Source organism: Carboxylicivirga linearis (genome assembly GCF_018271995.1).
Classification (GTDB): domain Bacteria; phylum Bacteroidota; class Bacteroidia; order Bacteroidales; family Marinilabiliaceae; genus Carboxylicivirga; species Carboxylicivirga linearis.
Window position 1 is genome coordinate 31,197 of sequence record NZ_JAGUCO010000010.1, and the last position, 25,502, is coordinate 56,698.

At 36.6% G+C, this 25,502-nt stretch carries 20 protein-coding genes; 14 read left to right on the forward strand and 6 right to left on the reverse strand.

Annotation, left to right across the window (positions count from 1 at the left end):
* Positions 1-5 precede the first annotated feature (5 nt).
* The 5 genes from KEM10_RS13690 to KEM10_RS13710 form a co-directional block, all read right to left on the reverse strand.
* A complete protein-coding gene (locus KEM10_RS13690) occupies positions 6-917 on the reverse strand; it encodes an ATP-binding protein (RefSeq protein ID WP_212216586.1) in 912 nt (303 codons plus the stop codon).
* Positions 910-1,788, reverse strand: coding sequence for a nucleotide-binding protein (locus KEM10_RS13695; protein ID WP_212216587.1), 879 nt, complete (start codon positions 1,786-1,788; stop codon positions 910-912). Before KEM10_RS13695 ends, KEM10_RS13690 begins: the two co-directional genes overlap by 8 nt.
* A gap of 103 nt (positions 1,789-1,891) precedes the next feature.
* On the reverse strand, positions 1,892-2,080 hold the full coding sequence (locus KEM10_RS13700) for a DUF5320 domain-containing protein (protein WP_212216588.1): 189 nt from the start codon (positions 2,078-2,080) through the stop codon (positions 1,892-1,894).
* Positions 2,073-2,405 carry a NifB/NifX family molybdenum-iron cluster-binding protein gene (locus KEM10_RS13705; protein ID WP_212216589.1) on the reverse strand — a complete coding sequence of 111 codons (333 nt, stop codon included), beginning with the start codon at positions 2,403-2,405 and terminating at the stop codon, positions 2,073-2,075. The genes KEM10_RS13700 and KEM10_RS13705 overlap by 8 nt, the downstream gene beginning before the upstream one ends.
* 3 nt (positions 2,406-2,408) lie before the next feature.
* Positions 2,409-2,822, reverse strand: coding sequence for a DUF134 domain-containing protein (locus tag KEM10_RS13710; protein ID WP_212216590.1), 414 nt, complete (start codon positions 2,820-2,822; stop codon positions 2,409-2,411).
* A 253-nt stretch (positions 2,823-3,075) separates the two neighbouring features.
* On the opposite strand from KEM10_RS13710, the gene KEM10_RS13715 reads away from it, so the two are divergent.
* The 6 genes from KEM10_RS13715 to KEM10_RS13740 all read left to right on the forward strand — a co-directional run bounded on the left by KEM10_RS13715 (position 3,076) and on the right by KEM10_RS13740 (position 10,148).
* Positions 3,076-5,043 carry a tetratricopeptide repeat-containing sensor histidine kinase gene (locus tag KEM10_RS13715; RefSeq protein ID WP_212216591.1) on the forward strand — a complete coding sequence of 656 codons (1,968 nt, stop codon included), beginning with the start codon at positions 3,076-3,078 and terminating at the stop codon, positions 5,041-5,043.
* A gap of 4 nt (positions 5,044-5,047) precedes the next feature.
* Positions 5,048-5,800: a LytR/AlgR family response regulator transcription factor gene (locus KEM10_RS13720; protein WP_212216592.1), complete on the forward strand. Its 753-nt coding sequence runs from the start codon at positions 5,048-5,050 to the stop codon at positions 5,798-5,800.
* 143 nt (positions 5,801-5,943) lie between these two features.
* Positions 5,944-6,516: an outer membrane beta-barrel protein gene (locus KEM10_RS13725; RefSeq protein WP_212216593.1), complete on the forward strand. Its 573-nt coding sequence runs from the start codon at positions 5,944-5,946 to the stop codon at positions 6,514-6,516.
* Between the two features lie 96 nt (positions 6,517-6,612).
* Entirely contained in the window at positions 6,613-7,863 is a 1,251-nt protein-coding gene (locus KEM10_RS13730) for an OmpA family protein (RefSeq protein ID WP_212216594.1), read from the forward strand.
* Positions 7,864-8,025: 162 nt separating this feature from the next.
* The gene (locus KEM10_RS13735) at positions 8,026-9,489 is read left to right on the forward strand and encodes a T9SS type A sorting domain-containing protein (protein WP_212216595.1); all 1,464 of its coding nucleotides are present in this window, start codon (positions 8,026-8,028) and stop codon (positions 9,487-9,489) included.
* Positions 9,490-9,497: 8 nt separating this feature from the next.
* Positions 9,498-10,148, forward strand: coding sequence for a hypothetical protein (locus KEM10_RS13740; protein ID WP_212216596.1), 651 nt, complete (start codon positions 9,498-9,500; stop codon positions 10,146-10,148).
* Positions 10,149-10,236: 88 nt separating this feature from the next.
* Here KEM10_RS13740 and KEM10_RS13745 read toward each other — a convergent pair whose 3' ends face one another.
* On the reverse strand, positions 10,237-11,115 hold the full coding sequence (locus KEM10_RS13745; RefSeq protein WP_212216597.1) for an AraC family transcriptional regulator: 879 nt from the start codon (positions 11,113-11,115) through the stop codon (positions 10,237-10,239).
* 296 nt (positions 11,116-11,411) lie between these two features.
* On the opposite strand from KEM10_RS13745, the gene KEM10_RS13750 reads away from it, so the two are divergent.
* From KEM10_RS13750 to KEM10_RS13785, 8 genes are all read left to right on the forward strand, one after another.
* Complete coding sequence (locus tag KEM10_RS13750; RefSeq protein WP_212216598.1) at positions 11,412-12,518, forward strand: glycoside hydrolase family 26 protein; 1,107 nt, start codon at positions 11,412-11,414, stop codon at positions 12,516-12,518.
* A gap of 35 nt (positions 12,519-12,553) precedes the next feature.
* Positions 12,554-13,747 carry a glycoside hydrolase family 130 protein gene (locus KEM10_RS13755; protein ID WP_212216599.1) on the forward strand — a complete coding sequence of 398 codons (1,194 nt, stop codon included), beginning with the start codon at positions 12,554-12,556 and terminating at the stop codon, positions 13,745-13,747.
* 77 nt (positions 13,748-13,824) lie between these two features.
* Positions 13,825-15,195, forward strand: a complete 1,371-nt coding sequence (locus tag KEM10_RS13760; protein ID WP_212216600.1) for an MFS transporter — start codon at positions 13,825-13,827, stop codon at positions 15,193-15,195.
* Between the two features lie 36 nt (positions 15,196-15,231).
* Positions 15,232-17,823, forward strand: coding sequence for a beta-mannosidase (locus KEM10_RS13765; protein ID WP_212216601.1), 2,592 nt, complete (start codon positions 15,232-15,234; stop codon positions 17,821-17,823).
* A gap of 28 nt (positions 17,824-17,851) precedes the next feature.
* Positions 17,852-18,832 (forward strand): cellulase family glycosylhydrolase, encoded by a 981-nt coding sequence (locus KEM10_RS13770; protein WP_212216602.1) that lies wholly within the window; start codon positions 17,852-17,854, stop codon positions 18,830-18,832.
* A 581-nt stretch (positions 18,833-19,413) separates the two neighbouring features.
* Positions 19,414-22,572 (forward strand): SusC/RagA family TonB-linked outer membrane protein, encoded by a 3,159-nt coding sequence (locus KEM10_RS13775; protein ID WP_212216603.1) that lies wholly within the window; start codon positions 19,414-19,416, stop codon positions 22,570-22,572.
* Between the two features lie 12 nt (positions 22,573-22,584).
* Entirely contained in the window at positions 22,585-24,294 is a 1,710-nt protein-coding gene (locus tag KEM10_RS13780) for a RagB/SusD family nutrient uptake outer membrane protein (protein WP_212216604.1), read from the forward strand.
* 29 nt (positions 24,295-24,323) lie between these two features.
* On the forward strand, positions 24,324-25,469 hold the full coding sequence (locus tag KEM10_RS13785; protein ID WP_212216605.1) for a glycan-binding surface protein: 1,146 nt from the start codon (positions 24,324-24,326) through the stop codon (positions 25,467-25,469).
* The last annotated feature ends 33 nt before the right edge of the window (positions 25,470-25,502 follow it).

Genomic DNA, 25,502 nt, shown 5'->3' on the forward strand with positions numbered 1-25,502 from the left:
ATTTTTTATTGATGAGTTATTATTTTACTTTCTGTTGTTATTTCAGGCTGGTATTGAATTAGGTTGTGCCAAATGGTTTGGATTGCCTGAGCCGGTTGTGATGAAGGTGCATATTCAAAAATGTTTTGTTGCTCTTTCATTGCTTCCCAAAATTCTTTCGCATACGGAATTTTGCCTAACAAAGGGATATTCAATTTTTTCAGGTCTGCAATAATTGTTTTTTCGACTTCTTTATTAATTCCTGATTTATTTAAAATCGCATATCCCGGAATGTTAAAACTGTTGATCAGATCAACCACACGCAAAGCATCATGATGACCCGATAAAGTAGGTTCAATCACTAAAAGAACCATGTTGGTTCCTGAAAGAGATGCTATAACAGGGCATCCAATTCCCGGAGGTCCGTCGTTAAGTATAACATTAGCTGCTTGATTGACTGCAAGATCTTTTGCTTTTTTGCGAATGAAGGTGACCAACTTACCTGAGTTTTCTTCTCCTGGTTCCATTTGAGCATGTACAAATGATCCAAAACGTGTTGAAGATTCATACCACCTGTGTCCATCATTTTGAACGGTTGTAATGGCTTGTTGAAGGCAGGCTCTCTCGCATAATCTGCATCCTTCACAGTTAAATGGATTTACTACATATTCATCATTGTTATTTAATTCAATGGCATTAAACCTACAAAGTGACTGACATAAGCCACAACTTGAACAGATTTCTGTTTTGATACTAGCCGTTTGTCCACTAAGGAAGCTACCTTGCTCTTTTATTACTGGGTTGAGCAATAGAAACAAATCGGCAGCATCAACATCGTTGTCACATATAACCGCAGAAGTAAACAAACTTGCTAATGCTGCTGATATAGTTGTCTTTCCAGAGCCTCCTTTACCACTTAATACTGTAATCTCAAGCATAGTGAACCCATTTATTTTTAAGATTAGAAATCAGTTTGGAATAAGCTGCATTAATATCGCCAGGTATATTTTTTAAAATGCTTCCCTGTGCATAGGAACTGGCATAATCAACCCTAAATGGTATTTCGGCTAATATTTCTATTCCTTCGCTCATCAGATAAGTATTTGTTTCTTCAAAGCCTTTGTCAGCCTTATTAATAATTACTCCAAACGGTTTATTTAGCTTTCTAACTAATTCAATCATTAATTTCAGATCGTGCAGACCAAAAGGAGTGGGTTCAGTAACTAAAATAATGTAATTGGCCTGACTGACAGTTGATACCACTGAGCAGCTGGTTCCGGGAGGCGCATCGTAAAGTATGATATCTCCGTTAAGCCAATCATCATTCACTAAATGGTTGATGACCATGGTTTGCATAGCTGAACCAACTTTTAGTTTTCCCTCAATTAAAGGAGTCTCCTGATTGTTTCCGAACTTTATCAATTGACCAATTGCATGGCTTTTTTCCGTTAGTGCATCTTCAGGACATGCATAAAGGCAGGCTCCACAAGAATGGCACAGAGCTGAGTTGACTTCGGCAAAACCAACCCCTGGAATAACAACAGTCGCATTGAATTCGCAATAGTCAACGCATTTTTTGCAAAACGAACATCTATCTGTATTAATAGAAGGAATCATCTGCAATACCTCTTTGGATTCAATTGGTTTCAGATCATCAAAAAATATAGATGAATTAGGTTCCTCTACATCACAATCGGCAATTTGAACTTTGCTTGTGATGTTTTCTTTTATATAATGAAATAGGGTTACTGTTACAGTTGTTTTTCCCGTACCTCCTTTGCCGCTAGCTACAGCTATTTTAATTGGCATTTGTATGAAATTAAATCAGGTTAAAATAGCGGAGAGTCTGCCCCTAACAAACTACTCCGCTATCGTACTCAGACAAAGTAAAAGTCAGACAAGAAATAGAGTGCTAACTCTTATCTGAATTAAACCACCTTAATCCGCGTCCCCTACCGCGACCCGAATTACGTCCCATTCCACTACCCTTTGGAGTGTTTGAACGATTTTTTCCATTATTGTTTGAAGATTGACATCTTCCTTGTCCTCTGCCGGTTCCAGAACCTTGTCCTGAAGGACCGGTACCATCCATTCTAGGCATAATTATTATTTGATTTTAACTGTTCTATGATGGATGAAATGGTTTTACTATCATCATCCAACATTACCATTTGAATTTTAAACTTGTTCAGCATGTCTTTTGCTTTGGGACCAAAATCGCCCGAGATAACTCTTGAAACTCCTGATTCTATTATTGTTTGTGCAGCTTTGTTTCCTGCACCACTTTTGGTATTGACGTTTTTATTCTCAATAAATTCAGTGGAGAGGTCTTCTGTGTTGAAAATGCAGAAGTAGGCTGCTCTGCCAAATCTTAAATCAAAGGTTGAATCGAGTGAATTATTAGTTGATGTAATGGCTATTTTCATAACTTATTCCTCTTTGTTGGTAATGATGGTTTCAATATTTTTTGACTGGCACATTGGGCAGCAATCGCTAGTTGAACAATCAGGTAAATTAAATCGGGCATTGCAACGATTGCATACATACCAGCTTTCGTCCATATGTGCATGGCCATAAACGGCTCTTATTTCTTTGGTCTCAACCAGAGCTTCAGCTATCTTTCGTCGCGCGGTTTCGTAAATCCGTGCAAAGGTGGCCCGCGATATTCCCATTAGCTTTGATGCTTCCAGTTGATTCATTAAATCGTAATCAGCCAGTTTAATGGCCTCGTATTCTTCGTAAAGAAGTTCTACCGATCTGTTATTGGGTCTGTGGCCATATGGTTTGTACCCTTTAAATCCGGGTGGAGCTACTATTTTTCGTAATCTTCTTCTGCGAGGCATCAATTTAAAATTTAAATGAGAATATGCTCAAAATTATAAATAATGAGAATATGCTCAAAATAAAATTGAAATTATTTTAATCTTATATTGACTATTTGTCTGGATCGTAATGAATAATGGAATTAACAATGTGCTGCTAATAATCCACTAACGTTATGAAACTTTACGTGAATGGGATTAATTTCAGGCTATTATTATTTAGTTTTGCACAGATAAAGAAGACCTTTGACCAAATCTAATTGAACCAAACTAAATGAGTAGCCAACTATTGTCTGTAAATTGGGGAAAGACAATTTTATTAGGAATTATCTTAAGTCTTACCTTCTTCCCTGAAAGCTACGCAAGAGGTAGCAAGCTTCCACCTGTTGAATTAAAAGATAGTTTAGTAAGTGTTTTAACTGATGCCGGTAATGATACGTTATTAGTCGATAGTGTTTATGCGCTCATAAAAATCTATCGTCGCCAATTAAAAGATGAGTATAAAAATATTCTGGTTGATTATATCAATTACTCTTCGGATATTGGCTACACTCGCGGAGCCATGCGAATGTATGATCGATTAGGACTAAACGAACGATATAGCGAGCGATTTGATTCTGCTGTTTTTTATCATCATAAATCGTTGGAACTGGCTATTCAGCTCAAGGATAGTTTTCAGATGGCTTATAACTATAATAATATTGGTCAGGCGTATCGATTGCAGGATATGAATAGTTTGGCCATTAAAAATTTTCATAAAGCTCTGGATTTGCAGGAGGCTAATGGCAATGATAAAGGAGCGTCGTTTACTCAAAATACTCTGGGTGCGGTTTATGTTGTACAAAAGGAGTATGATCAGGCGATGCATTATTTCAGAGAATCGCAGAAAACAGCGAAGCATAGAAATGATTTACGAACCCAATCCTATAACCTGGGAGCTATGGGTGAAGTTTATATGCTGCAAAATCAACCCGATTCAGCTATTTTATATTTTACTACAGCCAAAGATATTAAACTGGAAATGGGTGATAAGAAAGGGCTTGGTGTATCGAACCATTTAATTGGTCAGGCTTATTTTAATAAAGGCGATTATTTTAAAGCTGAATCGTATTTGAACGGAGCCTTAAATCTACATCTAAAATATCATACGGAACGATACATTGCCTTGTGTTACGATTATTTGGGTAAAATAAAGCTTAAGCAGAATAAGTATGACGAAGCTGCCGATTATTTATTAAAAGCAAAATCAATTTCTACCAATATACACTCGTACGAAAATTTATTGTCCATCAATAGTAGTCTGAAAGAGCTTTATCAGAATCAGCGGCAATGGCCTTTGGCAATGCAGGTGATGGTGCAAAATGAGCAAATAAACGATAGTATTTACAGCTTGAAGAAAGCGCGGGAAATGCAGGCGCTTGAGATCGAATACGAAACCGAAAAGCGTGAACAGCAAATTAAACTGCTTTCGGCCGAAAATGAGATAAAAGAGCAACGACTTAAAATAGGTATTGCCATTATTGCATTGCTGGTTCTTACCATTGGTTTTTGGTTTTTTATGCAGAAGGAGAAACAAAAACGAATTCTGTTAGAGCGTGATAAAGTAAGACAACAGTTGTTGCGATCACAAATGAATCCTCACTTCTTGTTTAATGCTCTGGGTAGCATTCAAAGTTATATGTATCAGAATGATGTTAAAACAGCTGCAAGATATATGGGTAACTTTGCTTCGTTAACTCGCTCTATTTTGAATAATTCGGCAGTAGAACAGGTATCGCTCGATGAAGAAATAAGTACACTAAAAAATTATCTGGAACTTGAAAAAATGCGTTTGCAATCCAATTTCCAGTACAGTATTGAAGTGCCTGAAGATATTGATGTAGAATTTGTAGCTGTTCCTCCCATGTTGATCCAGCCTTTTGTTGAAAATGCCATCAAACATGGGATTAAAAATTACAGTTCGGGAGGAAAGGTGAAGCTTGCTTTTGAAGAGAAGGAAGATCTTATTCATGTAGTGATTGAAGATAATGGAGAGGGAATAAACACGACGAAAGAAAAAGGTACAATCAATCACAAGTCGATGGCTACTACTATTTTTAAGCAGCGAATGAAAATTATCCGCGATAAATTCCCGAATGTTCCTGAGCCTGTTATTTACGACTTATCTGAGAATGATAGTCAAGGTACCCGAATTGATTTGTATCTGCCAATACTTGAATTAAGTCCCATTTTAAATTCCTGAAATTATGAGCCGTTTTAAAGCTGTAATTATTGATGATGAACCTAATATGCGTTTGTTGCTTCGTGAGTTGGTTGCTGATAATTTCACCGAAATTCAAATAATGGCTGAAGCCGGATCGGTAGATGAAGGTGTGGCAATTATTCTGCAACATAAACCCGATATTGTATTTTTAGATATTGAAATTAAGGGAGGAACGGGTTTTCATATTTTGCAAAAGGTAAAACCCTACTCATTCAAATTGATTTTTATTACGGCATTTAATCAATTTGCCATCAAAGCCATTAAGTTTAGCGCCATCGATTATATTCTTAAGCCTGTAAACGAAACCGAGTTTGTGCAAGCTGTTTCTAATGCCATTGATAGTATTCAGCAATCGTTAAGTTCGGCTCAGATGACTAATTTTATTGATCATTTTGAGAAGGAAGAGCAGCGCAAGAAAATCGTACTTCGTACTTCTGATGCTATCCATTTAGTTGAGGTTAGCGATATTGTTTATTGTAAAAGCGATAATAGTTATACCTCTTTTTATTTAAAAGATCAAAAAGAGATTTTAGTATCGAAATCGATTAAAGAGTTTGCTGATTTGTTGGAGGAATATCGTTTTTTTCGGCCTCATCAATCATTCTTGGTTAACCTGAACTGTGTAAACAAGATTGATAAAACTGACGGTGGATTTATCATCCTAAATAACGGAAAGGAAATACCCGTGTCAGGGCGCCGAAAAGCCTATGTGCTGCAGATGGTAGAAGCGTTGTGATTGTAAATGTTTATACAGCCCAAAACAAATTCAGTTAAATTCAATACGCTTTCAAGTTAGCGTACTACCAATTCAAATATACCCCAAAAACACATATTGATAGGTTCTACTTTTGAAGTATAAACAATTAAAAACCTATTGACATGAGAACAATTAAAATGTACTTAGTGCTGGGTGCGCTATGTGTTTTGGGATTAACAGCTAAAGCTCAGGATTCGAAATTTATGTTGGGAGCAGGCCTCGATTATGCTACTGATATTGATAATTTGGGTATCCACCTAAAAGGCTTGTACCTTATAAACGATGACTGGGAAGCTGATGCTGGTTATACTTATTACTTCAAAAAGAACTATACCAACTGGTCAGCACTTGATTTTAACGGACATTATGTTTTTACTAGCAGCGATAAAGGTGTTTTGTATGCTTTAGCTGGCCTAAATGTAACTTTCTACAAAATTAAGTATGATGATATAGTTGGTGACTATACCACTGGATATGATGATTATTATGGAGAGTACTATGGCGATGAGTATTCTGATTTAATGGTAAGTATGACCTCTGATATGGAAGCAAAAGGTTCTGAAGTTGGCTTAAATATTGGATTAGGTGGAAGAATGGGCTTAAGTGATAATTTGTTTCTTTCTGGCGAAATAAAATACACATTGGGCGGAGCCGATTACTTAAATATCGGAGCTGGGTTAATGTACTGCTTCTGATTATAGATTATCGGGAAACGAGTTTCGGGATGTTCTTTGAGGAATGTCTCGAAACAATTTCTCTATTTCAATTCGATTAACCCAAGAATCTTCGCTATGAAAAATCTGATAATAATTGTTTGCCTTTTTGTGCTTTCAACTCAGATAAAAGCACAGGTAAAAGTGGATGTTGGTAAAAAAGTTGAAAGTTCGGCCAACAGAAAAGCTAACCAAAAAACGGACGAAGCTATTGATAAAACCTTCGACAAACTCGAAGAAGGTATTGGCTCATTGTTTGGTAAGAAAAAGAAAAAATCTTCAAAGAGTTCAGTGGCTCAGGAAAAGACTGAAGTTTCAACTTCATCTTCTGATAAGGAAGTTTCTGATAAAGCACCAGTAGCAGATAAAGTAACCATGAATTGGAGTAAATTCGATTTTGTTCCTGGTGATGAGGTCATTTTTTCAGATGCTCCTGATATAGATGAAGAAAATGGTGAATTTCCAACACGCTGGGATTTAAAAGGCGGTCAGGTTGAAATTGTAGAAGTTGATGGTGAGAAAGTAATTGCCTTCTTCGATGGCAGTCCTGAAATTGTTCCTTATCTTAAAAATGCTGAAACTGATTATTTGCCTGATGTTTTTACCATTGAATTTGACATCTATCGTCCTGCTCATGGAAATCGCTTCTTTGTTTATTTATGGGATCGAAAACGTCAACGCAGTGGCGGTGATCAGGAAATAGAAATTAATATTAATAGCGTTGCTGTTAATAATGTTACAGGTGAATATGCACCTGCGAGAGATCGAGATCAGGGCCGTTGGATGCACGTCTCCATTGCTTATACTAAAGGTAAAATGAAAGTGTATTTAGATGATACGCGATTGATAAATATTCCTCATTACGAGTACAATCCTACAGGCCTATCCGTTCAATGTTATTTTGCCGATGTAAATGAAGACAAAATCTGGTATCTAAAAAATGTGAGAATTGCCAAAGGTGGTGTAAAATATTACGATCGAGTGCTAAGCGATGGAAAGATTGTTTGTAATGGCATTCGTTTCGATGTGAATAAAGCTACTCTCAAACCAGAATCAATGGGGCAAATCAACGAGATATATGAGTTGATGCAGAAAAATGCAGATTTGAAATTCTCAGTTGAGGGCCATACAGATAGTGATGGAGATGATTTGAAGAATCAATCATTATCCGAAATACGTGCGCAGGAAGTGATGAATACTTTGATAAAGATGGGAATTGATTCTTCTCGTTTGCAAGCAAAAGGATTTGGAGAATCGGTGCCATTGAATCACAATGCTACACCTGAAGAAAAAGCCAGCAACAGGCGCGTTGAGTTTGTAAAAATCTAAACTTAAAACTTATTGTTATGGGATCTCTAAAATCTATTACCGTGTCGCATTTTTGTTTATGGAAGAAAAGCCTCAACGGATTGAGTGGTAAGAATCAAGGTTGGTATTTCCTCAGATATTAACTGTGATGTATAACAAACTATAACTTAAAAATAATTCAACATGAAAAAGAAAATTTTACTTTCAATCTTATTCATCCTAACAGGTGTAATGACCATGATGGCTCAAATAGTGGCTTTTCAAGGTATCTCAAAAACGCGAATTGATGTAACAAACGAAACCGTTGTTGGGCAGGTATCAATCAATCCTCAAGTTTCCGGTAAGGCAATTGTGCGATTCGACGGTGTTTGTTCCTCTGATTTTGGAGATCGAATCGTATTGGCAGCAAGCAATACAACATCGTGGGGAACAAACGACGGAAGTGTTTCTGCTGAAGGTATCAGCCAATCGTTAAGAAGCAGACCTTTTTCCCATACTCGCGTTTATGATGTAACGGCAGGAGCTCATTCTTTTTATGCTATTGCACATAACTATGTTGAAACAGCGGGTTCGGGTAAAGCATCCATTTACGGCAGCTTAACTGTAGAATTTGTTCCGGAAGGACAATATATGGTCGAATATCAGGGTGTAGTGCAATCGAACATCAACTTATCTGATAAAACAACAGTTGGTCAAGTTACTCTTAATCCAACAACTTCAGGAAAGGTGATTGTGCATTTCGACGGGAAATGTATATCCGATCCTGGTGATCGTATTGTATTGGCAGCAAGTAATACAACATCGTGGGAGGTAAACGACGGAAATGTAGGGGTTGAAGCAATTGATTCTGATTTAAAACGAAATTCATTTTCACATACACGAGTCTATGATGTTAGTGCAGGTAGTCAAACATTTTATGCTGTTGCTCATAATTCTGTAGAAACAGAAGGAAACGGTGTCGCTTCAATTTATGGTACGCTAACTGCCTTGTTTATTCCAGACGAAATTCTTCCTGTTGCCTTTGCTTCTATTGTAAATGCGAATACTGATTTAAGTGATGTAACTACTGTTGGTCAGGTTACTATTAATCCGCAAACTGCTGGAAAAGCCATTGTTCATTTCGACGGATTGTGTATTTCTGATGATGGTGATATGATTGTTTTGGCGGCCAGTGATACTCCTGATTGGGGAGTAAATGACGGAAATGTATCTGTTCAGGCGGTGGACGATGATTTGAATAGGAATTCATTCTCGCATACCCGCGTTTATAATATTGCTGCAGGAAGCCATACTTTCTATGCGGTAGCTCAAAATTACGCTGAAACAGCAGGGACTGGTATTGCCTCTGTTTATGGTAGTCTTACTGTTGAGTTTATACCGAATGAAACAAGTACAGCCATTGGTGATAATATTCTTGATTCGTCATTCAACATTTATCCCAATCCTTGCAGCGGAATTTTCTACATTGACGGATCTTCATCTTTCGATTGTGAAATATTCAATGTGGCTGGATATCTGATGGCGAAATATCCTAATGTTAATTCCAATTCTCCTATCAATATTGAAAACCTGACTTTGGGAACTTATCTGGTAAAAATATATACCGATGAAGGTACAATAGTTAAGAAGTTGGTGGTTAATAAATAATCAGAGCAATGAAAAGGTTTAAAAATATACTGGTTGTTATTTTATTGGGATGTTCGATTGCTATGAATGCTCAAATTAATCCGGAAAAATATGCTGTAAAATCGGGGCATGTCCAATATACTTTATCTGGAAATACAACAGGTACAAAAAGTGTTTGGTGGGATGATTACGGAGATAAAACCTATGAAGAGATAAAAGCAGTTACCGAGGTGAAAATGTTTGGTATGAAAAATCGTGAAGAGGTGCATACCATAACCGTTATGGTTGGCGATCAATTTTGGTCGGTAAATGTAATAGAGGGCACGGGGCAAAAAGGAGTTTCGGAAACGCAGGAAATGGCTAAATCCATTGCTGAGGATATGACAGAAGAAGAGGCAAAACAATTAGAGCAGCAAATAATGGATGCTTTAGGCGGTGAAAAATTAGGGACTGAAACATTTTTAGGTCATTCATGTGAAATATTATCAGTAATGGGTGCTAAAATATGGATATATAAAGGAGTGGTATTGAAGTCGGAGGCAAAAATAATGGGTATCGAAAGTAATGAAGTAGCAACTTTGTTTGATGAAGATGTAAACGTTGCTTCTAGTCGTTTTACTCCACCAGCAGATGTTGAATATCAAGATATTTCACAAGTGCAGCAAAGCTTATTTGAATAAGAATCATAATTAACAAATAAATTCTCAGCGAATGGGTTAATTGTTGTTGAGTCAGGAGGTTGCCATAACATTTGGTAACCTCCTTTTGCTAAAAAACACTTTTTGTACCCGTAAAATTAGTTCTGAATTCGGAAGGAGTGCAGCTTTGGCGCTTTTTGAAAATGCGATTGAAGTTTGAAATGTTGTTAAAGCCACATTCGAAACAAATTTCACCGATACTTTTATTGCTTTCAATTAGCAGGCGTGTTGCATAGCCAAGTCGTATTTCGTTTACAAAGTCAACAAACGATTTGCCTGTGCGCTGTTTAATTAGGCGGCTGAAAGATACAACTGTCATATTAACCTGGTTGGCTGCGTCTTCCAGTTTTATCTTCTTACCAAAGTTTTCTTTTACAAATCCATATATGGCTTCAATTCGTTCGCTGTTATGAAAATCATTCTGACGTTGAAAGGACATGTTCGTTAGTAATTGCTGGTCGCGAGATATGGCTAAATCATATAACAGAGATTGAAACTCAAGAAAGCTGTCAAAACCTCTTTTCTGACTTAATCTTTGTAACCGTGGTTCAATCATTCTAATGGTTTCGCTCGAAAATAAAATTCCCCGGTAGGCATTATTTAATAATTCTCTAATGGGTTGTAGAAGGTTACGATTTAAGGTTTCTTCGTTAAATAGTTCTCGTGGAAATTGAATCGTAATCTCATGTAGTGATTTATCGCCATTATTTTTAAAGTTTTCCCATCCATGATATAAATTAGGTCCCACCATCACCAATTCTTTTTCTTCAATCTCGCCTATATGATCCCCAACAATTCTTTTTCCTCCTTTGGCATTGTGTATATAGTTGATTTCAAATTCAGGATGAAAATGGATTGGGAAGTTGAAAAATTCTCGTTCTCTGTCAAATATTAAGAAGCAATCGTTCTCTTTAAGAGGTGTTATTTCACGATGAATTTGATTTGTCATAGCCTTAGGATTTGATGCAAATATAATAGAAGTGATAAAATAGTACAATTGATATGTAATTTTACGAGGTAAATCGCGCTATTAATCAATTTTGAAAATAATATAAGAATGACTTTTATAGTATTTATAATGCCAAAAATCAGTGTAGTAATAGGTGTTGTTGGCTCTGGATGGTGTTACTGTGGTTAATTTATGATTGATAAAATAGTATTTGTGAGTGATCTAAAAATACTTGTAACGATGTTGGTGCCGAACTAATTTTGCTTATGTAATTAAATAAGCTTTCTGAATCGGTTATGATGAAATGTATTTATAGAATAAGTTATGCTTTAATAATTGTCGGTTTATTTTCTGCATGTAATAATCAGAAAAGTAAAGAATTATCTGGAAAAGAACAGCTGATTGACGTTTTGAGATCAGTAAAAGGAAAAGGTATTCTTTTTGGTCATCAGGATGATTTGGCCTATGGTATCAACTGGAAATACGTCGATGGTCAATCGGATGTAAAGCGCGTGGCAGGCGACTATCCGGCTTTGTTTGGTTGGGAGTTGGGAGGCTTGGAACGAGGTGATGCTGTTAATCTCGATAGTGTTCCATTTGATACAATGCGTCGCCTGGCTTTAACTGCCTATCAAAAAGGTGGAATTAACTCTTTTAGTTGGCATCCTTATTCGGTAGTTAATGGTGAAAACTCGTGGAATACTGATACAACTGTTGTTAAGTACATTATTCCTGGTGGAGATAAGCATGAGGCATTTGTACATCAATTAGATAAAATAGCTGATTTTCTTAATTCTATTAAAACCGAAAATGGTGAGAAAATACCATTTATTTTCCGTCCGTGGCATGAGATGGATGGAGGTTGGTTTTGGTGGGGCAGTAAAAGTTGTACTCCAGATGAATTTAAACAACTTTTCCAATTTACCATTGATTACCTGAGAAATGAAAAGGGTGTTGATCAAATGGTGGTAGCCTATTCGCCTGATTGCAGCTTTACTTCGCTCAATCAGTATTTAACCTGGTATCCGGGAGATGAATACATAGATGTTGTTGGTGTTGATAATTATTATGATTTACGTGTTGGAGGTGATGTGCAAGCTGCAATTAACAAGCTTCATATTGTAATTGATTATGCCAACCAGAATGGGAAAATATCTGCCTTAACAGAATCCGGAATTGAGAATGTTGCCGATTCAACCTGGTATGTGCAAAAGCTAGGTGTGGTTTTAAATGATGATAAAGTAGCTGCTAATATTAGTTATGCAATGGTTTGGAGAAATGATCCGGATGTCCATTTCTTTTTTCCTTATCCAGGGCATCCGGGTGCAAAATATGCAAAAGAGTTATTGAATCAGGATCATATTTGGTTATTGAATGATCTTGTGGCATTGGAGAAAAAATAGAGTGAGTAAATCAATAAGAAAGAATTATAAAAGGTATGAAAGAAGATATTTTTGAATCAAGACTAGAAAAAGTCAAGAAAAAGCATCGTAAGGTTATTAATAAACCTAACAAAGCTTTGTTCAGTGAGAATGGAATATATACACGATATAAATATCCGGTAATTACACGTAATCATGTGCCTTTGCATTGGCGTTTTGATTTAAACAAAGAAACCAATCCATATTTTATGGAACGCATTGGTTTTAATGCAGCTTTTAATGCTGGAGCTATCAAGTTGAACGATAAATATTTGATGGTTGTTCGTACCGAAGGGAATGATCGTAAATCGTTTTTTGCAGTAGCTGAAAGTGACAACGGTATCGATGGATTTAAGTTTTGGGATAAGCCTATTACATTGCCTCAAACCAATGAGTTTGATACTAATGTTTACGATATGCGCTTAACACAACACGACGATGGTTGGATTTATGGCGTTTTCTGCACCGAACGTAAAGATCCGGATGCTCCTGATGGAGATACCAGTAGTGCTGTAGCAGCAGCTGGAATTGCTCGCACTAAAGATTTAGTAGAGTGGGAGCGTCTTCCTGATTTAATATCAACCACAGGTCAGCAACGTAATGTGGTATTATTCCCTCATTTGATTGATGGTAAATACGCATTTTACACTCGTCCGCAAGATGGGTTTATCGATACCGGTAAAGGTGGTGGTATTGGTTTTGGCTTATCAGAAACCATTGAAAATGCAGAGGTGAAAGAAGAGGTGATTGTGGATGCTAAAACTTATCATACCATTTATGAAGTGAAGAATGGTTTGGGGCCTGCTCCTATCAAAACAGAACATGGTTGGTTGCAATTGGCACATGGTGTTCGTAATACTGCTGCTGGTTTACGTTATACCTTGTATGTGTTTATGACGGATTTGGAAAAACCATGGATTGTAACTCATAAACCTAACGGTCATTTTATTTCTCCATTGAAAGATGAGCGTGTGGGTGATGTATCCAATGTTGTTTTTGCCAATGGATGGATTGCTGATGAAGACGGAAAAGTGTTCATCTATTATGCATCGTCCGATACTCGCATGCATGTGGCTACAACCACTATTGATCAGTTGGTTGATTATTGTTTGAATACGCCAGAAGATAAATTGCATTCGCATTTAAGTGTTGAAACTATTAATGAGTTAATCGATAAGAACAAAGATTTTATGGGTCTTTTGAATGATTAAGTACTACATTTAAGAACAAAAAATAATGGCCTCTGCTTAATGCAGGGGCTTCACCCTTTATGCTAACAAACTTTTTTATGACTGATAAAGTTACCTTAAGAGAAAAAATTGGATATGGTTTTGGCGATGCCGCCTCATCAATTTATTACAAGTTGTTTACAACTTTTTTAATATTCTTTTATACTGATGTTTTTGGTATTTCAGCTGCGGCAGCTGGTACTATGATACTAATCACCCGTCTTTGGGATGCTTTTAATGATTTAATTATGGGGGCGATTGCAGATCGTACAAAGACGAAATGGGGGAAGTTCAGGCCTTATATGCTTTGGTTTTCAGTCCCATTGGCAGTTGTTGGAGTTGCTACTTTTACAAGTCCTGATATTACTGATGGAGGTAAGTTGATATATGCTTATATCAGTTATTCTTTGTTGATGATGATATATACTGCTATTAATGTACCTTATTCATCCTTAATTGGGGTGATGACATCTGACTCTGTTGAGAGGACCTCTTTGGCTTCGTATCGTTATGCTTTTGCTTTTGGAGGTGGAATACTAGTGCAAGGTTTGTTGTTAAAAATGGCAGGTGTATTAGGTGGAGATAATGAACCACTTGGATGGCAGTTGGCAGTTGGAGTTTTTGCAATTTTGTCAATAGTTTTTTTCTTAATTACATTCTTTTGGACAAAAGAACGTGTACAGCCAAAACAAGAACGGCAATCAACCTTAAAAGATGATTTAAAGGATTTGTTGAAAAATAAAGAGTGGTTTGTGATGTTAGCTGTAGGTGTCTTTACAGTCATCTTTAATCAACTTAGAGAAGGTGCAGCGGTTTACTATTTGAAGTATTATTTTGGAGGTCAAGATGTAATGTTTTTTGGTAAATCAATGCATCTTGATTATAAAGTATTGACAGGCATTCTGGTTCCTGTATGGACAGGTGCTAATATTCTGGGGGTTTTTATGGCTACTTGGATGGCGAAAACAATAGGGAAGAAAAAAGCCTATACCATTTTTATGTTGATCTCCTTAGTGGCTAGTTTAATGTACTATCCGGTTGCTCCGGGTAGTCTTTATGTTTTGCTTCTATTGCAAATATTTGTCGGTGTTGCCGCGGGCTTACCAATTCCATTGATGCTTGCGATGTTTGGTGATATTGCGGATTATTCTGAATGGAAAACAGGGCGTCGAGCTACTGGTTTAATTTTTTCATCAATTTCTATGTCACAAAAGTTTGGAAGTACAATTGGTATTGCATTAACGGGGTATATTCTTGCTTCTTTTGGATATACGCCTAATGAGGTTACAGCAGAGTCTCAGTCAGGTATTCGAATAATGATGAGTTTTGTGCCTGCCATTGCTGCAGGGTTGTCTGTGGTATTTTTATGGATGTATAAGCTAAATGAGCCGTATATGGCAAAAGTAAAGAAAGACCTAGATGAAAGATAGAATTAAAAATGATTAGGTTCTTAAATCCAAAATATTATGAAAAAATTAATAGTTGCTTCTTTATGTGCTTTAGGAATACTTAACGCATGTCAGCAACCTCAATCAGAAACAATGGTTGTTAAACAAATAAATAAAGGCTGGACTTATCAGCAGGTAAATGGCAAATATTCGGGTAAAGCAACTGTACCCGGAACCATTCATACCGATTTGCTGAACAATGGTCAGATTGAAGATCCCTTTTATCGAACCAACGAAAAAAAGCTACAATGGATAGATAAGGAAGATTGGGTGTATCAAACAATGTTTCATCTTGATGATGAAACATTGTCGCGCGATAGGATTGTATTGCATTTTTATGGTTTAGATACTTATGCCGATGTCTATTTGAATGATTCTTTATTACTAAAAGCTTTTAATATGCATCGTCAGTGGGAGGTGGATATTAAGAAATTTGCTAAGGTAGGTGAAAACAATCTGAAAGTATATTTGCATTCACCAGTAAAAAAAGGATTGGAGTTGTATGAAGAAGCTGATTATTCGTATCCGGCACCCAACGATCAATCAGAAAATGGAGAGTTAGGTGATAAGAAAATTTCTGTTTTTACACGTAAAGCGGGTTATCATTACGGATGGGACTGGGGACCTCGATTTGTGACTTCAGGTATTTGGCGTCCCATTGAGTTGCAGGCATGGAATGATGCGCGTGTTAGATCGTTGTATATTAAGCAGCCTTCGATAACTGCTCAAAAAGCAAAGCTGCAGGCTTTGGTTGATATTGATGCAGAAATGAAAGGTGAGGTGCAAATTGAATTGTACAATAATTCCGATCAAACTATGTTGGTGAGTCGCGAAGCTGAATTACAATTAGGAAGTAATGAGATAATGATTCCTTTTGAAATTAAAAATCCTAAACTTTGGTGGAGTAATGGTTTGGGAGATGCTCATATGTACGATTTTGAAGTACGAATTAAAAAGGGTAGTACCTTACTTGCAGGTAAGAAAGTATCAACCGGTATTCGTTCTGTTAAACTTATTCGTGAAAAAGATGAGAAAGGAGAATCTTTTTTATTTGAGTTAAACGGATTACGAGTTTTTGCAAAAGGAGCTAATTATATTCCAAATGATAATTTTTTGCCTCGTGTAAGCAAAGAAGATTATCAAAAAGTAGTTGCTGATGCTGTTGATGCTAACATGAATATGCTTCGCGTATGGGGTGGTGGTGTTTATGAAGATGATTATTTCTATGATTTATGTGATAAGAATGGTATTCTAATTTGGCAGGATTTTATGTTCGCGTGCTCTATGTATCCTGGCGATCAGGAATTCTTAGATAATGTAAAACAAGAAGCAATTGATAATGTAACACGTTTAAGAAATCACCCTTCAATCGCTTTGTGGTGTGGTAATAACGAAATAAATACTGCCTGGCATTATTATGGAAAAGGCGGATGGGGCTGGAAACAAAAATATACCAAGGAGCAGCAGGAAGAAATGCAGGAAGCGTATTTTGATGTATTTCATAAGATTCTCCCCAATGTTATTGCGGACAAGAATTCAGATATAGCTTATTGGCCATCATCACCTCAAGCGGGTTACGAACCTAAAGAGCATGCCGGATACAAAAGTACTTCGGGTGATATGCATTATTGGGGTGTATGGCATGGATTGCACCCATTCGAAGATTTTAAAAAGTATAAATCAAGATTTATAAGTGAGTATGGATTTCAATCATTTCCCGATTTTGAAACTGTACAAACTTATGCTATTCCTGAAGATTATGATATTGAGTCGGAAGTGATGGCTGCTCATCAACGAAGTGGTATTGGAAATCTTCGTATAAAAGAATATATGGGTTGGGAGTATAAAGTAGTCCCTGATGATTTTGAGCAGTTTTTGTATATGAGTCATGTTTTACAGGCTCGTGCAGCTAAAATGGCTATAGAAGCACATCGTCGCGAAATGCCTTATTGTATGGGTACTTTATTTTGGCAAATAAACGATTGTTGGCCGGTAGCCAGTTGGAGCAGTACCGACTATTATCATAAGTGGAAAGCCATGCATTATGCTGTAAAAAGAGGCTATGAACCTGTTTTAGTTTCGGCAGATGTTCAAAAAGAAGGAGTGGATCTTTATTTGGTTTCAGATTTTCATCAACCCCAAAAGGTTAATTTATCACTTACTGTTATGAAGTTAGATGGTGAAGTTGTTTCGTCGTTTAATAAAGAAGTAGAAATGGCTCCCAATACGTCTTTTTTGATAAAATCATTTGGTTATGAAGCTTTATTGAAAGGGGCTAAAAAGGAAGATGTTGTATTGTATATGGTTGTAAAGCAAGATGAAAAAGTTTTAGCTGATAATATTTCAAGCATAGTTAAGCCAAAGTTTATGCAACTTGCTGAGGCTACCATTAAAAAAGAAATTCGTAAAGAAGGTGATAGAACTTATCTTGATTTAACGGCTGATAAGATGGTATTTAGCTTGTATATAAAAGGTAAAGGTCAGCAGTTTGAGTTGTCAGATAATTATTTCAACATGCTTCCCGGAGTGAAGTATTCGGTAGAAATGAGAGATGTTGATTTGATCTCGTCTGATGATATTGAATTAATGCATTTGCAATTGGTTAAATAAATGGTTTTCTTCTTTTTTTTATGAATATATGAAAGTCTCAAAACGTTATTGGTTTATTTCATTTGTTTTACTGTTTTTTATTGGTTGTGACACCTCTACTCAAAAAGAGTTTTTCACTGTCAATGATGGAAAGTTGTTGGATGCTAACGGACAGGAATTTGTAATTAGAGGGATGAATGTGCCGCATGCCTGGTTTCCTGATCAATCATATGAGGCTTTGAATGAATTGACTAAATACAATGTGAATTGTGTTAGAATCGTTTGGGAATCAGGGAAGGAGGCATCGGAGTTAGAAAAAGTAGTTGCACGATGTGTTGACTTACAAATGATTCCTATGGTTGAGTTGCATAATGCCACCGGAGATTCAACAGAAACTAAACTGTTAGAGATGGTGGACTATTATACAAGCGACCAAATGAAAAATATAATTATCAAGTATGAGCAATATTTGTTGCTAAACATAGCCAATGAATGGGGTGATCATACTATGACTGATGAATATTGGCGTGATTCATATTTAAAAGCAATTCAGAAGATGCGTGATGCCGGATATCGAACAACTTTAGTAATAGATGCTTCTGGTTGGGGGCAGAATATCTCTCCAATAATTACTTATGGTAAGGATCTAAATGATGCAGATCCCATGCATAATATACTGTTTTCTGTTCATATGTATGGCTCATGGAATGATGTTGAGAAAATTAGATCAAATCTTAGAAAAGTGAAACAATTAAAGCTTCCTTTAATAATAGGTGAGTTTGGATACAATTTTAATGAGGGAGATAATAATTTAGCTTGTAAGGTTAATCATGAGGTTTTGCTTGAGGAATGTCAGAATCTTCAAATAGGCTATTTGCCATGGTCGTGGACAGGTAACAACGAGGCTAATCAATGGTTAGATATCGTTTCAAGAGAAGATTGGAAATCTTTAACCAACTGGGGAGACGATGTTATGAACTCTCCTGAGGGAATTAAATTAAATGCTTTAAAAGCAACATTATTTGACTAATGTAATTCTTAATGTATGAATATAACAAGGATGTCTCTATGGCATCCTTGCTTGTTTTATTCTAATTCTTCAAGATAATAGGATAAACTTTTTCATTATTCTACCTCAGAGATTGAGCTAATTGATGAAAAAGTAAGATATATCATGGCTCTAAAATTCGATAGAAAAGGAATATTATATTTATTATAATACAACTTGTTATTTGGACACTTATTTATGAAGTAATAAGTGTTAATAGATCTGTTCTTAGAGTAATTCGATGATGAAAGATTCCAATAATTGTTTCAATGTGTCTACTGCTTGGTATCCCTTGTTTGATTGATGCTGATTTGTTTGTAGTGTTAATTAGTACTTGTTATAATGATCTTTAAGTGGTGTTTTTTTTGACGGTGTTTTTCTTATTGTACTATATAAACGAATAGCTTGGTGGCTCTATTGTAGGTGGACTGGGTAATTAAATCAGGATAAAAAAATCTTATCTAAAAGTTAATTAATAAGAAAAAAATGTATAAATTTGTTAATCAAGCTTAGTGTTGAAAATACAATAACTAACAATAATCAGTTAATCTAAAACAAATCTTATGAATGTAAATCTGCGATTTCTGACCATTATTGTCATGTTGCTTATGGTTCATATAATTTATGGCCAAACCAAGACAATAACCGGAACAGTGAAGGATGATACCGGTGATCCCTTACCTGGTGTATCCATTATTATTGAAGGAACATCACAAGGAACCATTTCAGATGTGGATGGTGTCTTTTCTTTGACTGTTCCGCAGGAAGGTGTGAAGCTGGTCTTTTCTTTTATTGGGTTTAAAGATCAGGTTCTTGATGTAGCTAACAAAACAGAACTACATGTTAGCATGGTTCCTGAAGTTGAATTTCTTAATGAAATTGTAAAGGTTGGATATGGTTCGGCAAAGAAGACGAATCTAACAACAGCTCAGGTTGGGGTAACTACTGAGCAAATGGAAAAAACGGTTAATACTACCATGGAACAAGCTATTCAGGGTAGGGCGGCTGGAGTTTATGTCACTCAAAACTCAGGCCAACCCGGTGGAGGAATGTCAATGGTGATTAGAGGGGTTAGTACAATTAATGGTTCCACCGAACCATTATATGTAATTGATGGACTTCAGGTTGAAGGAGGTTCTGTAAGCTATGGTAGTACTAGTTCTACCAATCCGATGGCAGGTATCAATCCATCAGATATTGAAGATATTCAGATTTTGCAAGGACCTTCTGCAACGGCTGTATATGGATCAAGAGCTACTAATGGTGTTGTAATCATCACTACCAAAAGAGGTAGAAAAGGTGATGCGGATATATCGTATAATTTTTCGTACTCGGTTCAGGCAACGCCACAGCATTTAGATGTAATGGACCTGAGACAATATGCTCAAATGAATAAAGAGTTTCACGATATAGCAGGAGGTACAACTCCCGAAGAATTTTTGGATCCCTCAATTTTAGGTTCCGGTACTGATTGGCAAAGTGAACTTTTTCAAAATGCTCCGATGCAAAAACATCAGATTAGTGTGAGCGGTGCAGGAGAGATTTCTACTTATTACATTTCCGGTGAAATACTTGATCAGGAAGGCGTAGCAACAGGATCTGAGTTTAAGCGGTATAACCTTCGTATTAATACTTCCCAAGAGCCAAGAAAATGGCTTCGTATGCGTGAGACAGCTAACTTCAGGCAAATAAGGGAAACCTTGACTACCACATCTGAAGGTGTAATCAGTAATGCGTTGCAAAATACACCTCAAGTGCCGGTTAAAAATATCGATGGAAGTTGGGGTGGTTTTGAAAACGATGAAGGATCCAATCAGTTCGCACCAATCAACCCAATTGCTATTGCTAGCTTAAGAACAAACGAAAATGTGAGAAGAGAGTTGAATGGAGGATTTAATCTGGAAGCAGACATTGTGGATGGTCTTGTTTTTAAAACATCGGTAAATGGTAGTTACAATACACAAAACGCAATCTATTTTAATCCAAAAATGAAGATTGGATGGTATGTAAATGATAGAGCTACTTTTAATGATTTTACTGGTGTAAGTACATTTTATAGCTGGGATCAACAACTGGCATATAACAAAACCTTTGGAGATCACTTTATAGATGCTATTGCTTTACATGAATACAAAGAAGGTACCTGGAAACAAAATACAGGATACAGGGAAGGCTTTCTTACTAATGATATCATGGATTTAAATGCCGGAGATGAAAGTACTTCAGTTGCCAGTGGTGGAAGTAATTCTTGGGCTATGGAATCATACTTATTAAGGTTGAATTACAATTATAAAGAAAAATATATACTTCAAGGATCTATACGTGGTGATGGTTCTTCCAACTTTGGATCCAATAATAGATGGGGGTATTTCCCTGCAGGTTCAGCAGCATGGAGGATTAGTAAAGAAAGTTGGTATAACCTATCATTCATGAATGAGTTAAAACTTCGTTTTGAAACAGGTTTAACAGGTAACTCAGGATGGAGTGCTGGCATATATGCACCACTGTCTACAACGGCAACAGAGTGGGGAACTGGTTTTTCACCTGGTAAAATAGCCAATCCTGATTTGCAATGGGAAGAAACAATGACTAACAACTTGGGTATAAATATTCATTTATTCAATAATCGGATTCAAATTGATGCTGATATATATGAGAAAAAGACTAATAACCTGATTTTTGATGCCAGTCAACCTGGTTTTATGGGAGGAGCTGGTAATGGTGGAGCAGGACCTCCAACAGTAAATTCAGGAAAAATTAGTAACAAAGGTTGGGGATTCACTTTTATATCAACCAATATTCAAACAGCTGATTTTACATGGGATATGAACTTCAATATCTCAGGAGTAAATACAAAAGTTGAGGGCTTAAATAGTGAATTAGGATTTTTCGATCGTACTTCCTGGTGGATGAATAACTGGACGCAACGTACTGCGGTTGGATACTCACCATGGATGTTTATGGGATACGAGTATGAAGGATTATTTCAATCCGTTGATGAAATTTATAACAGCTCCATTCCAACAGCTTCAGATGGCAGCCGATTAGAGATTAGTGAAGATGGAGTTTGGGTAGGTGATGTAAAATATAAGAATATCTCAGGAGAAGGTGGTGCAGAAGGTGTTATTGATGAAAATGATATGACTTTTATAGGAAATCCATGGCCTAAGTTTTTTGGTGGTTTTACCAATAATTTTCGATATAAAGATTTTGACTTAAGTGTATTGTTTACATTTAATTATGGAAATGATATTTATAACTACGTCAAAATGATTAATTCTAATCCTTCGCAAATTAACCTGGGTAGAAACTTAATGGCTGATGCGATAGACTTTGCAAGAATTGGTACTAATGAAGCCGGTGACGTAGTTATTACTAATTCAGATACTGATCTGCCTCGTATATCATATGGTCCAAATGGAAACTGGGATCGTTTCTCAAGTCGTTGGGTAGAAGATGGTTCATACATTAAACTTAAGAATATAACCTTGGGTTATACGGTTCCTCAGGCATTCCTTAATAGAACACGTTTTATTAAAAATTTGAGAATGGCCGTGAGTGCTCAAAACCTTTACACTTTCACTAATTATACAGGTTATGATCCTGAAGTTGGATCGTACGTGGGAAGTAATGCATCCAGTGCAAATCAGGCTATTGGGATTGATACAGGGCGTTATCCTTTAACACCTACGTATACGTTTAATTTATTGGTAAACTTTTGATGATCAGATATTATGAAAATAATTAAATATACATGGCTGTTGAGCCTTTTTACAATGTTTGCTCTTACCAATTGTTCGGAAGATTACCTGGTAAGACCTCCGGAAGATGCTTTAACCGATGCTGATTTCTATAAAACAAATGAAGAAGTGATGGCAGCTATTGCTCCATTATATAGCCGTATGTGGTTCGATTATAATGATAAGGCTTCATACTCAATTGGCGATATGAGAAGCGGGGTTATATTTGATCCCTGGAACGATCGTGAATTTGTAGAATTCAATGCTTCGGGCAATAATCAGAGCTTAATTGCTGCGTGGAATGCTTTTTTTACTGTTGTACAGCAGGCAAACCTGGCAATTCGTAATGTAAATGCATACGCAACTGATGCCGTTACCGACGATATTAAAAAATATGCGATTGCCGAAGCACGTTTTATGAGAGCCTGTGCATATCGTAACCTGGTGTTAGCCTGGGGAGCAGTTCCAATTATAGAAGATAATATTGCCATTATGAACTCTACGGATATCAGACGTAATACACCTTCTAGTATATGGAGGTTCTTAACTACTGAAATGCGTGCAATAATTGATGATTTGCCGGAAGAACCATACGCTACGGGTCGTATAACTAAATATTCAGCTGAAGGAATGTTAGCGCGTTTCTATTTATCTAGAGCTGGTGTAGAAGCAGATGGAGGTGTTCGTAATCAAACCTATTTGGATAGTGCTAAATATTATGCCCAGCATGTAATTGAGTATAGTGGTAAGTCATTGCTGGATGATTATCGCTCGTTGTTTTTGTATCCATATGATAATAACAACGAATCGTTATTTGAGCTTCAATGGGTTTTTTCAACTACATGGGGAGCCAGTAATTCAGTGCCAGCTTACCTGGCTTATAGCTCCGATATTGCAAACGGTGACGGTTGGGGAGGAAATAAGTCGGCAACCTGGTGGTTATTAAATAAATATGAAGGCATTAATCCAATTGGTACTACTGGAGATTCTATACGAGGAGCCACTATAGATACTCGTTTGTATAATACTTTTATGTTGCCTGGAGCTCATTACCCTGAGATCACACAAGATTATACAATGGAGGACGGAACTCAAGGACAACGTGAATGTATCTATCCTAATAATACGGCCGATTTAAGTTTTGTCTGTACTAAAAAATATATCTGTGGTAAAAATGTTGATATTGCAGAAGGTGCTTCTTCTCAACATTATCCTAACAATATATATATGTTAAGGTTGGCAGAAATGTATTTGATATATGCTGAGGCTGTATTGGGAAATAGCAATCAATCATCTGATGCAACTGCTTTAGAGTATGTAAATACTATTAGACGAAGAGCAGGATTAAATAATCTATCAGATAATGAGGGTGATAGGTCTTATTATACAGTTGAGGATCTGTTTAATGAGCGTACCTTGGAATTTGCCATGGAAAGTATGCTGATGTATGATCTAAGCAACATCTTTTATTACGATAAAGAGAGAGCTCTTAATATCTTGAATAATCAGGACAGAGGATTGTTTGCTGTCTATCCTGATGCTTTTCCTAATCCTAATAGCTGGACCTTTGTTAAAACCTCATGGGATTCTAACAGAAGTATTAATGTGACTGAAAGTAATTTCTATTTGCCAATTCCTGTTGCCGATTTAAGTAGTATGCCAAGCTTGTCGCTTGATCCGGTTGATTATTATGCAGGTGAATAAAATTTAGGATGAAATTTAAATTGAGAAAGATGAAAAATAAATTTCGATATATATTTATTGCGCTGATGACAATGTCTTTAGTGTTGGTTCATACTGCTTGCAATAACGATGATGACACAGGATCACCACGAATAGATTATGTTCGTATAACTGACCCCGATGCTTCTGATTCATTAATTGTAAGTGCAGGTCAGGGGCAGCTGATTGCTATTATGGGTGAAAATCTGGGCGGAGCAATTGGAATAGAATTTAATAATATTCCGTCAATGCTTACCTCACCCTATATTACAAATAGTTCTATCCTCGTTCGTGTTCCTACTGAAATACCCGAGGAAGTAACTAATCAATTTGTTCTTTACTTTAAGGATGGAAATAGCTTATCGCACGATTTTAGTGTAGCCATAAACAAGCCAAGTGTTATTTCCATGGATTGTGAATACGTAAATGATGGTGGACTTGCTGTTGTAAGAGGGAATTATTTTTACGAACCTATATCTGTAATTTTCCCCGGAAATCTCGAGGGTGAAATTGTTTCGGTAGAGGATGAAGCAATAGAGGTAATAGTACCTGAAGGAACCACACCGGGGCAAATAGCTGTTAGGTCAGATTATGGCACGGGGCGTTCTTCTTTTATGTTCCGTGATGATCGCAATATTGTTATTAGCAGTGATCCATTTACCGGATGGTGGAATGCCGATTTTGTTGTGAGTAATCCTGGACCTGATGATCCTGAATTGATCAATGGAAATTATATCAGGGTTAGAAGAGCTATTTCTAGTTGGAATTGGTTGGAAGTTGCAGGAGGACCTGCTGACGCAATGGGAGATATTAGTAAAAATATTCCTGATGAGGCAATTTTAAAGCCATCCCTTTACAGCTTAAAATTTGAGATTAATACGCTATTGCCATACAGTAACAATATGATTAAGTTCAATTTTGGTCTGGGTTCAGAAAATAACGATGCTTACTTATGGGCTCCACCTTATGATACAGGTGGCGAATGGAGAACTGTTACTATACCTTACGAAGAAATGGTGGCTGAATATGAGGCAAATGGATCAACCATGGAGGTGCGTCCTGAAGGTTATTGGACCCGTGTCTTATTTCACGGTGCCGGAGATTTAGATTGTGATATTGCCTTTGACAATTTTAGAATAGTGCCTAATAAGTATTAAGTAATGAATAGTATTATGAAAAAACATAATTAT

Excerpts from the sequence above, each read along its gene's own strand:
- KEM10_RS13690 (WP_212216586.1), bottom strand. The coding sequence starts at position 917 with ATGCTTGAGATTACAGTATTAAGTGGTAAAGGAGGCTCTGGAAAGACA.
- KEM10_RS13695 (WP_212216587.1), bottom strand. The coding sequence starts at position 1,788 with ATGCCAATTAAAATAGCTGTAGCTAGCGGCAAAGGAGGTACGGGAAAA.
- KEM10_RS13700 (WP_212216588.1), bottom strand. The coding sequence starts at position 2,080 with ATGCCTAGAATGGATGGTACCGGTCCTTCAGGACAAGGTTCTGGAACC.
- KEM10_RS13705 (WP_212216589.1), bottom strand. The coding sequence starts at position 2,405 with ATGAAAATAGCCATTACATCAACTAATAATTCACTCGATTCAACCTTT.
- KEM10_RS13710 (WP_212216590.1), bottom strand. The coding sequence starts at position 2,822 with ATGCCTCGCAGAAGAAGATTACGAAAAATAGTAGCTCCACCCGGATTT.
- KEM10_RS13715 (WP_212216591.1), top strand. The coding sequence starts at position 3,076 with ATGAGTAGCCAACTATTGTCTGTAAATTGGGGAAAGACAATTTTATTA.
- KEM10_RS13720 (WP_212216592.1), top strand. The coding sequence starts at position 5,048 with ATGAGCCGTTTTAAAGCTGTAATTATTGATGATGAACCTAATATGCGT.
- KEM10_RS13725 (WP_212216593.1), top strand. The coding sequence starts at position 5,944 with ATGAGAACAATTAAAATGTACTTAGTGCTGGGTGCGCTATGTGTTTTG.
- KEM10_RS13730 (WP_212216594.1), top strand. The coding sequence starts at position 6,613 with ATGAAAAATCTGATAATAATTGTTTGCCTTTTTGTGCTTTCAACTCAG.
- KEM10_RS13735 (WP_212216595.1), top strand. The coding sequence starts at position 8,026 with ATGAAAAAGAAAATTTTACTTTCAATCTTATTCATCCTAACAGGTGTA.
- KEM10_RS13740 (WP_212216596.1), top strand. The coding sequence starts at position 9,498 with ATGAAAAGGTTTAAAAATATACTGGTTGTTATTTTATTGGGATGTTCG.
- KEM10_RS13745 (WP_212216597.1), bottom strand. The coding sequence starts at position 11,115 with ATGACAAATCAAATTCATCGTGAAATAACACCTCTTAAAGAGAACGAT.
- KEM10_RS13750 (WP_212216598.1), top strand. The coding sequence starts at position 11,412 with ATGATGAAATGTATTTATAGAATAAGTTATGCTTTAATAATTGTCGGT.
- KEM10_RS13755 (WP_212216599.1), top strand. The coding sequence starts at position 12,554 with ATGAAAGAAGATATTTTTGAATCAAGACTAGAAAAAGTCAAGAAAAAG.
- KEM10_RS13760 (WP_212216600.1), top strand. The coding sequence starts at position 13,825 with ATGACTGATAAAGTTACCTTAAGAGAAAAAATTGGATATGGTTTTGGC.
- KEM10_RS13765 (WP_212216601.1), top strand. The coding sequence starts at position 15,232 with ATGAAAAAATTAATAGTTGCTTCTTTATGTGCTTTAGGAATACTTAAC.
- KEM10_RS13770 (WP_212216602.1), top strand. The coding sequence starts at position 17,852 with ATGAAAGTCTCAAAACGTTATTGGTTTATTTCATTTGTTTTACTGTTT.
- KEM10_RS13775 (WP_212216603.1), top strand. The coding sequence starts at position 19,414 with ATGAATGTAAATCTGCGATTTCTGACCATTATTGTCATGTTGCTTATG.
- KEM10_RS13780 (WP_212216604.1), top strand. The coding sequence starts at position 22,585 with ATGAAAATAATTAAATATACATGGCTGTTGAGCCTTTTTACAATGTTT.
- KEM10_RS13785 (WP_212216605.1), top strand. The coding sequence starts at position 24,324 with ATGAAAAATAAATTTCGATATATATTTATTGCGCTGATGACAATGTCT.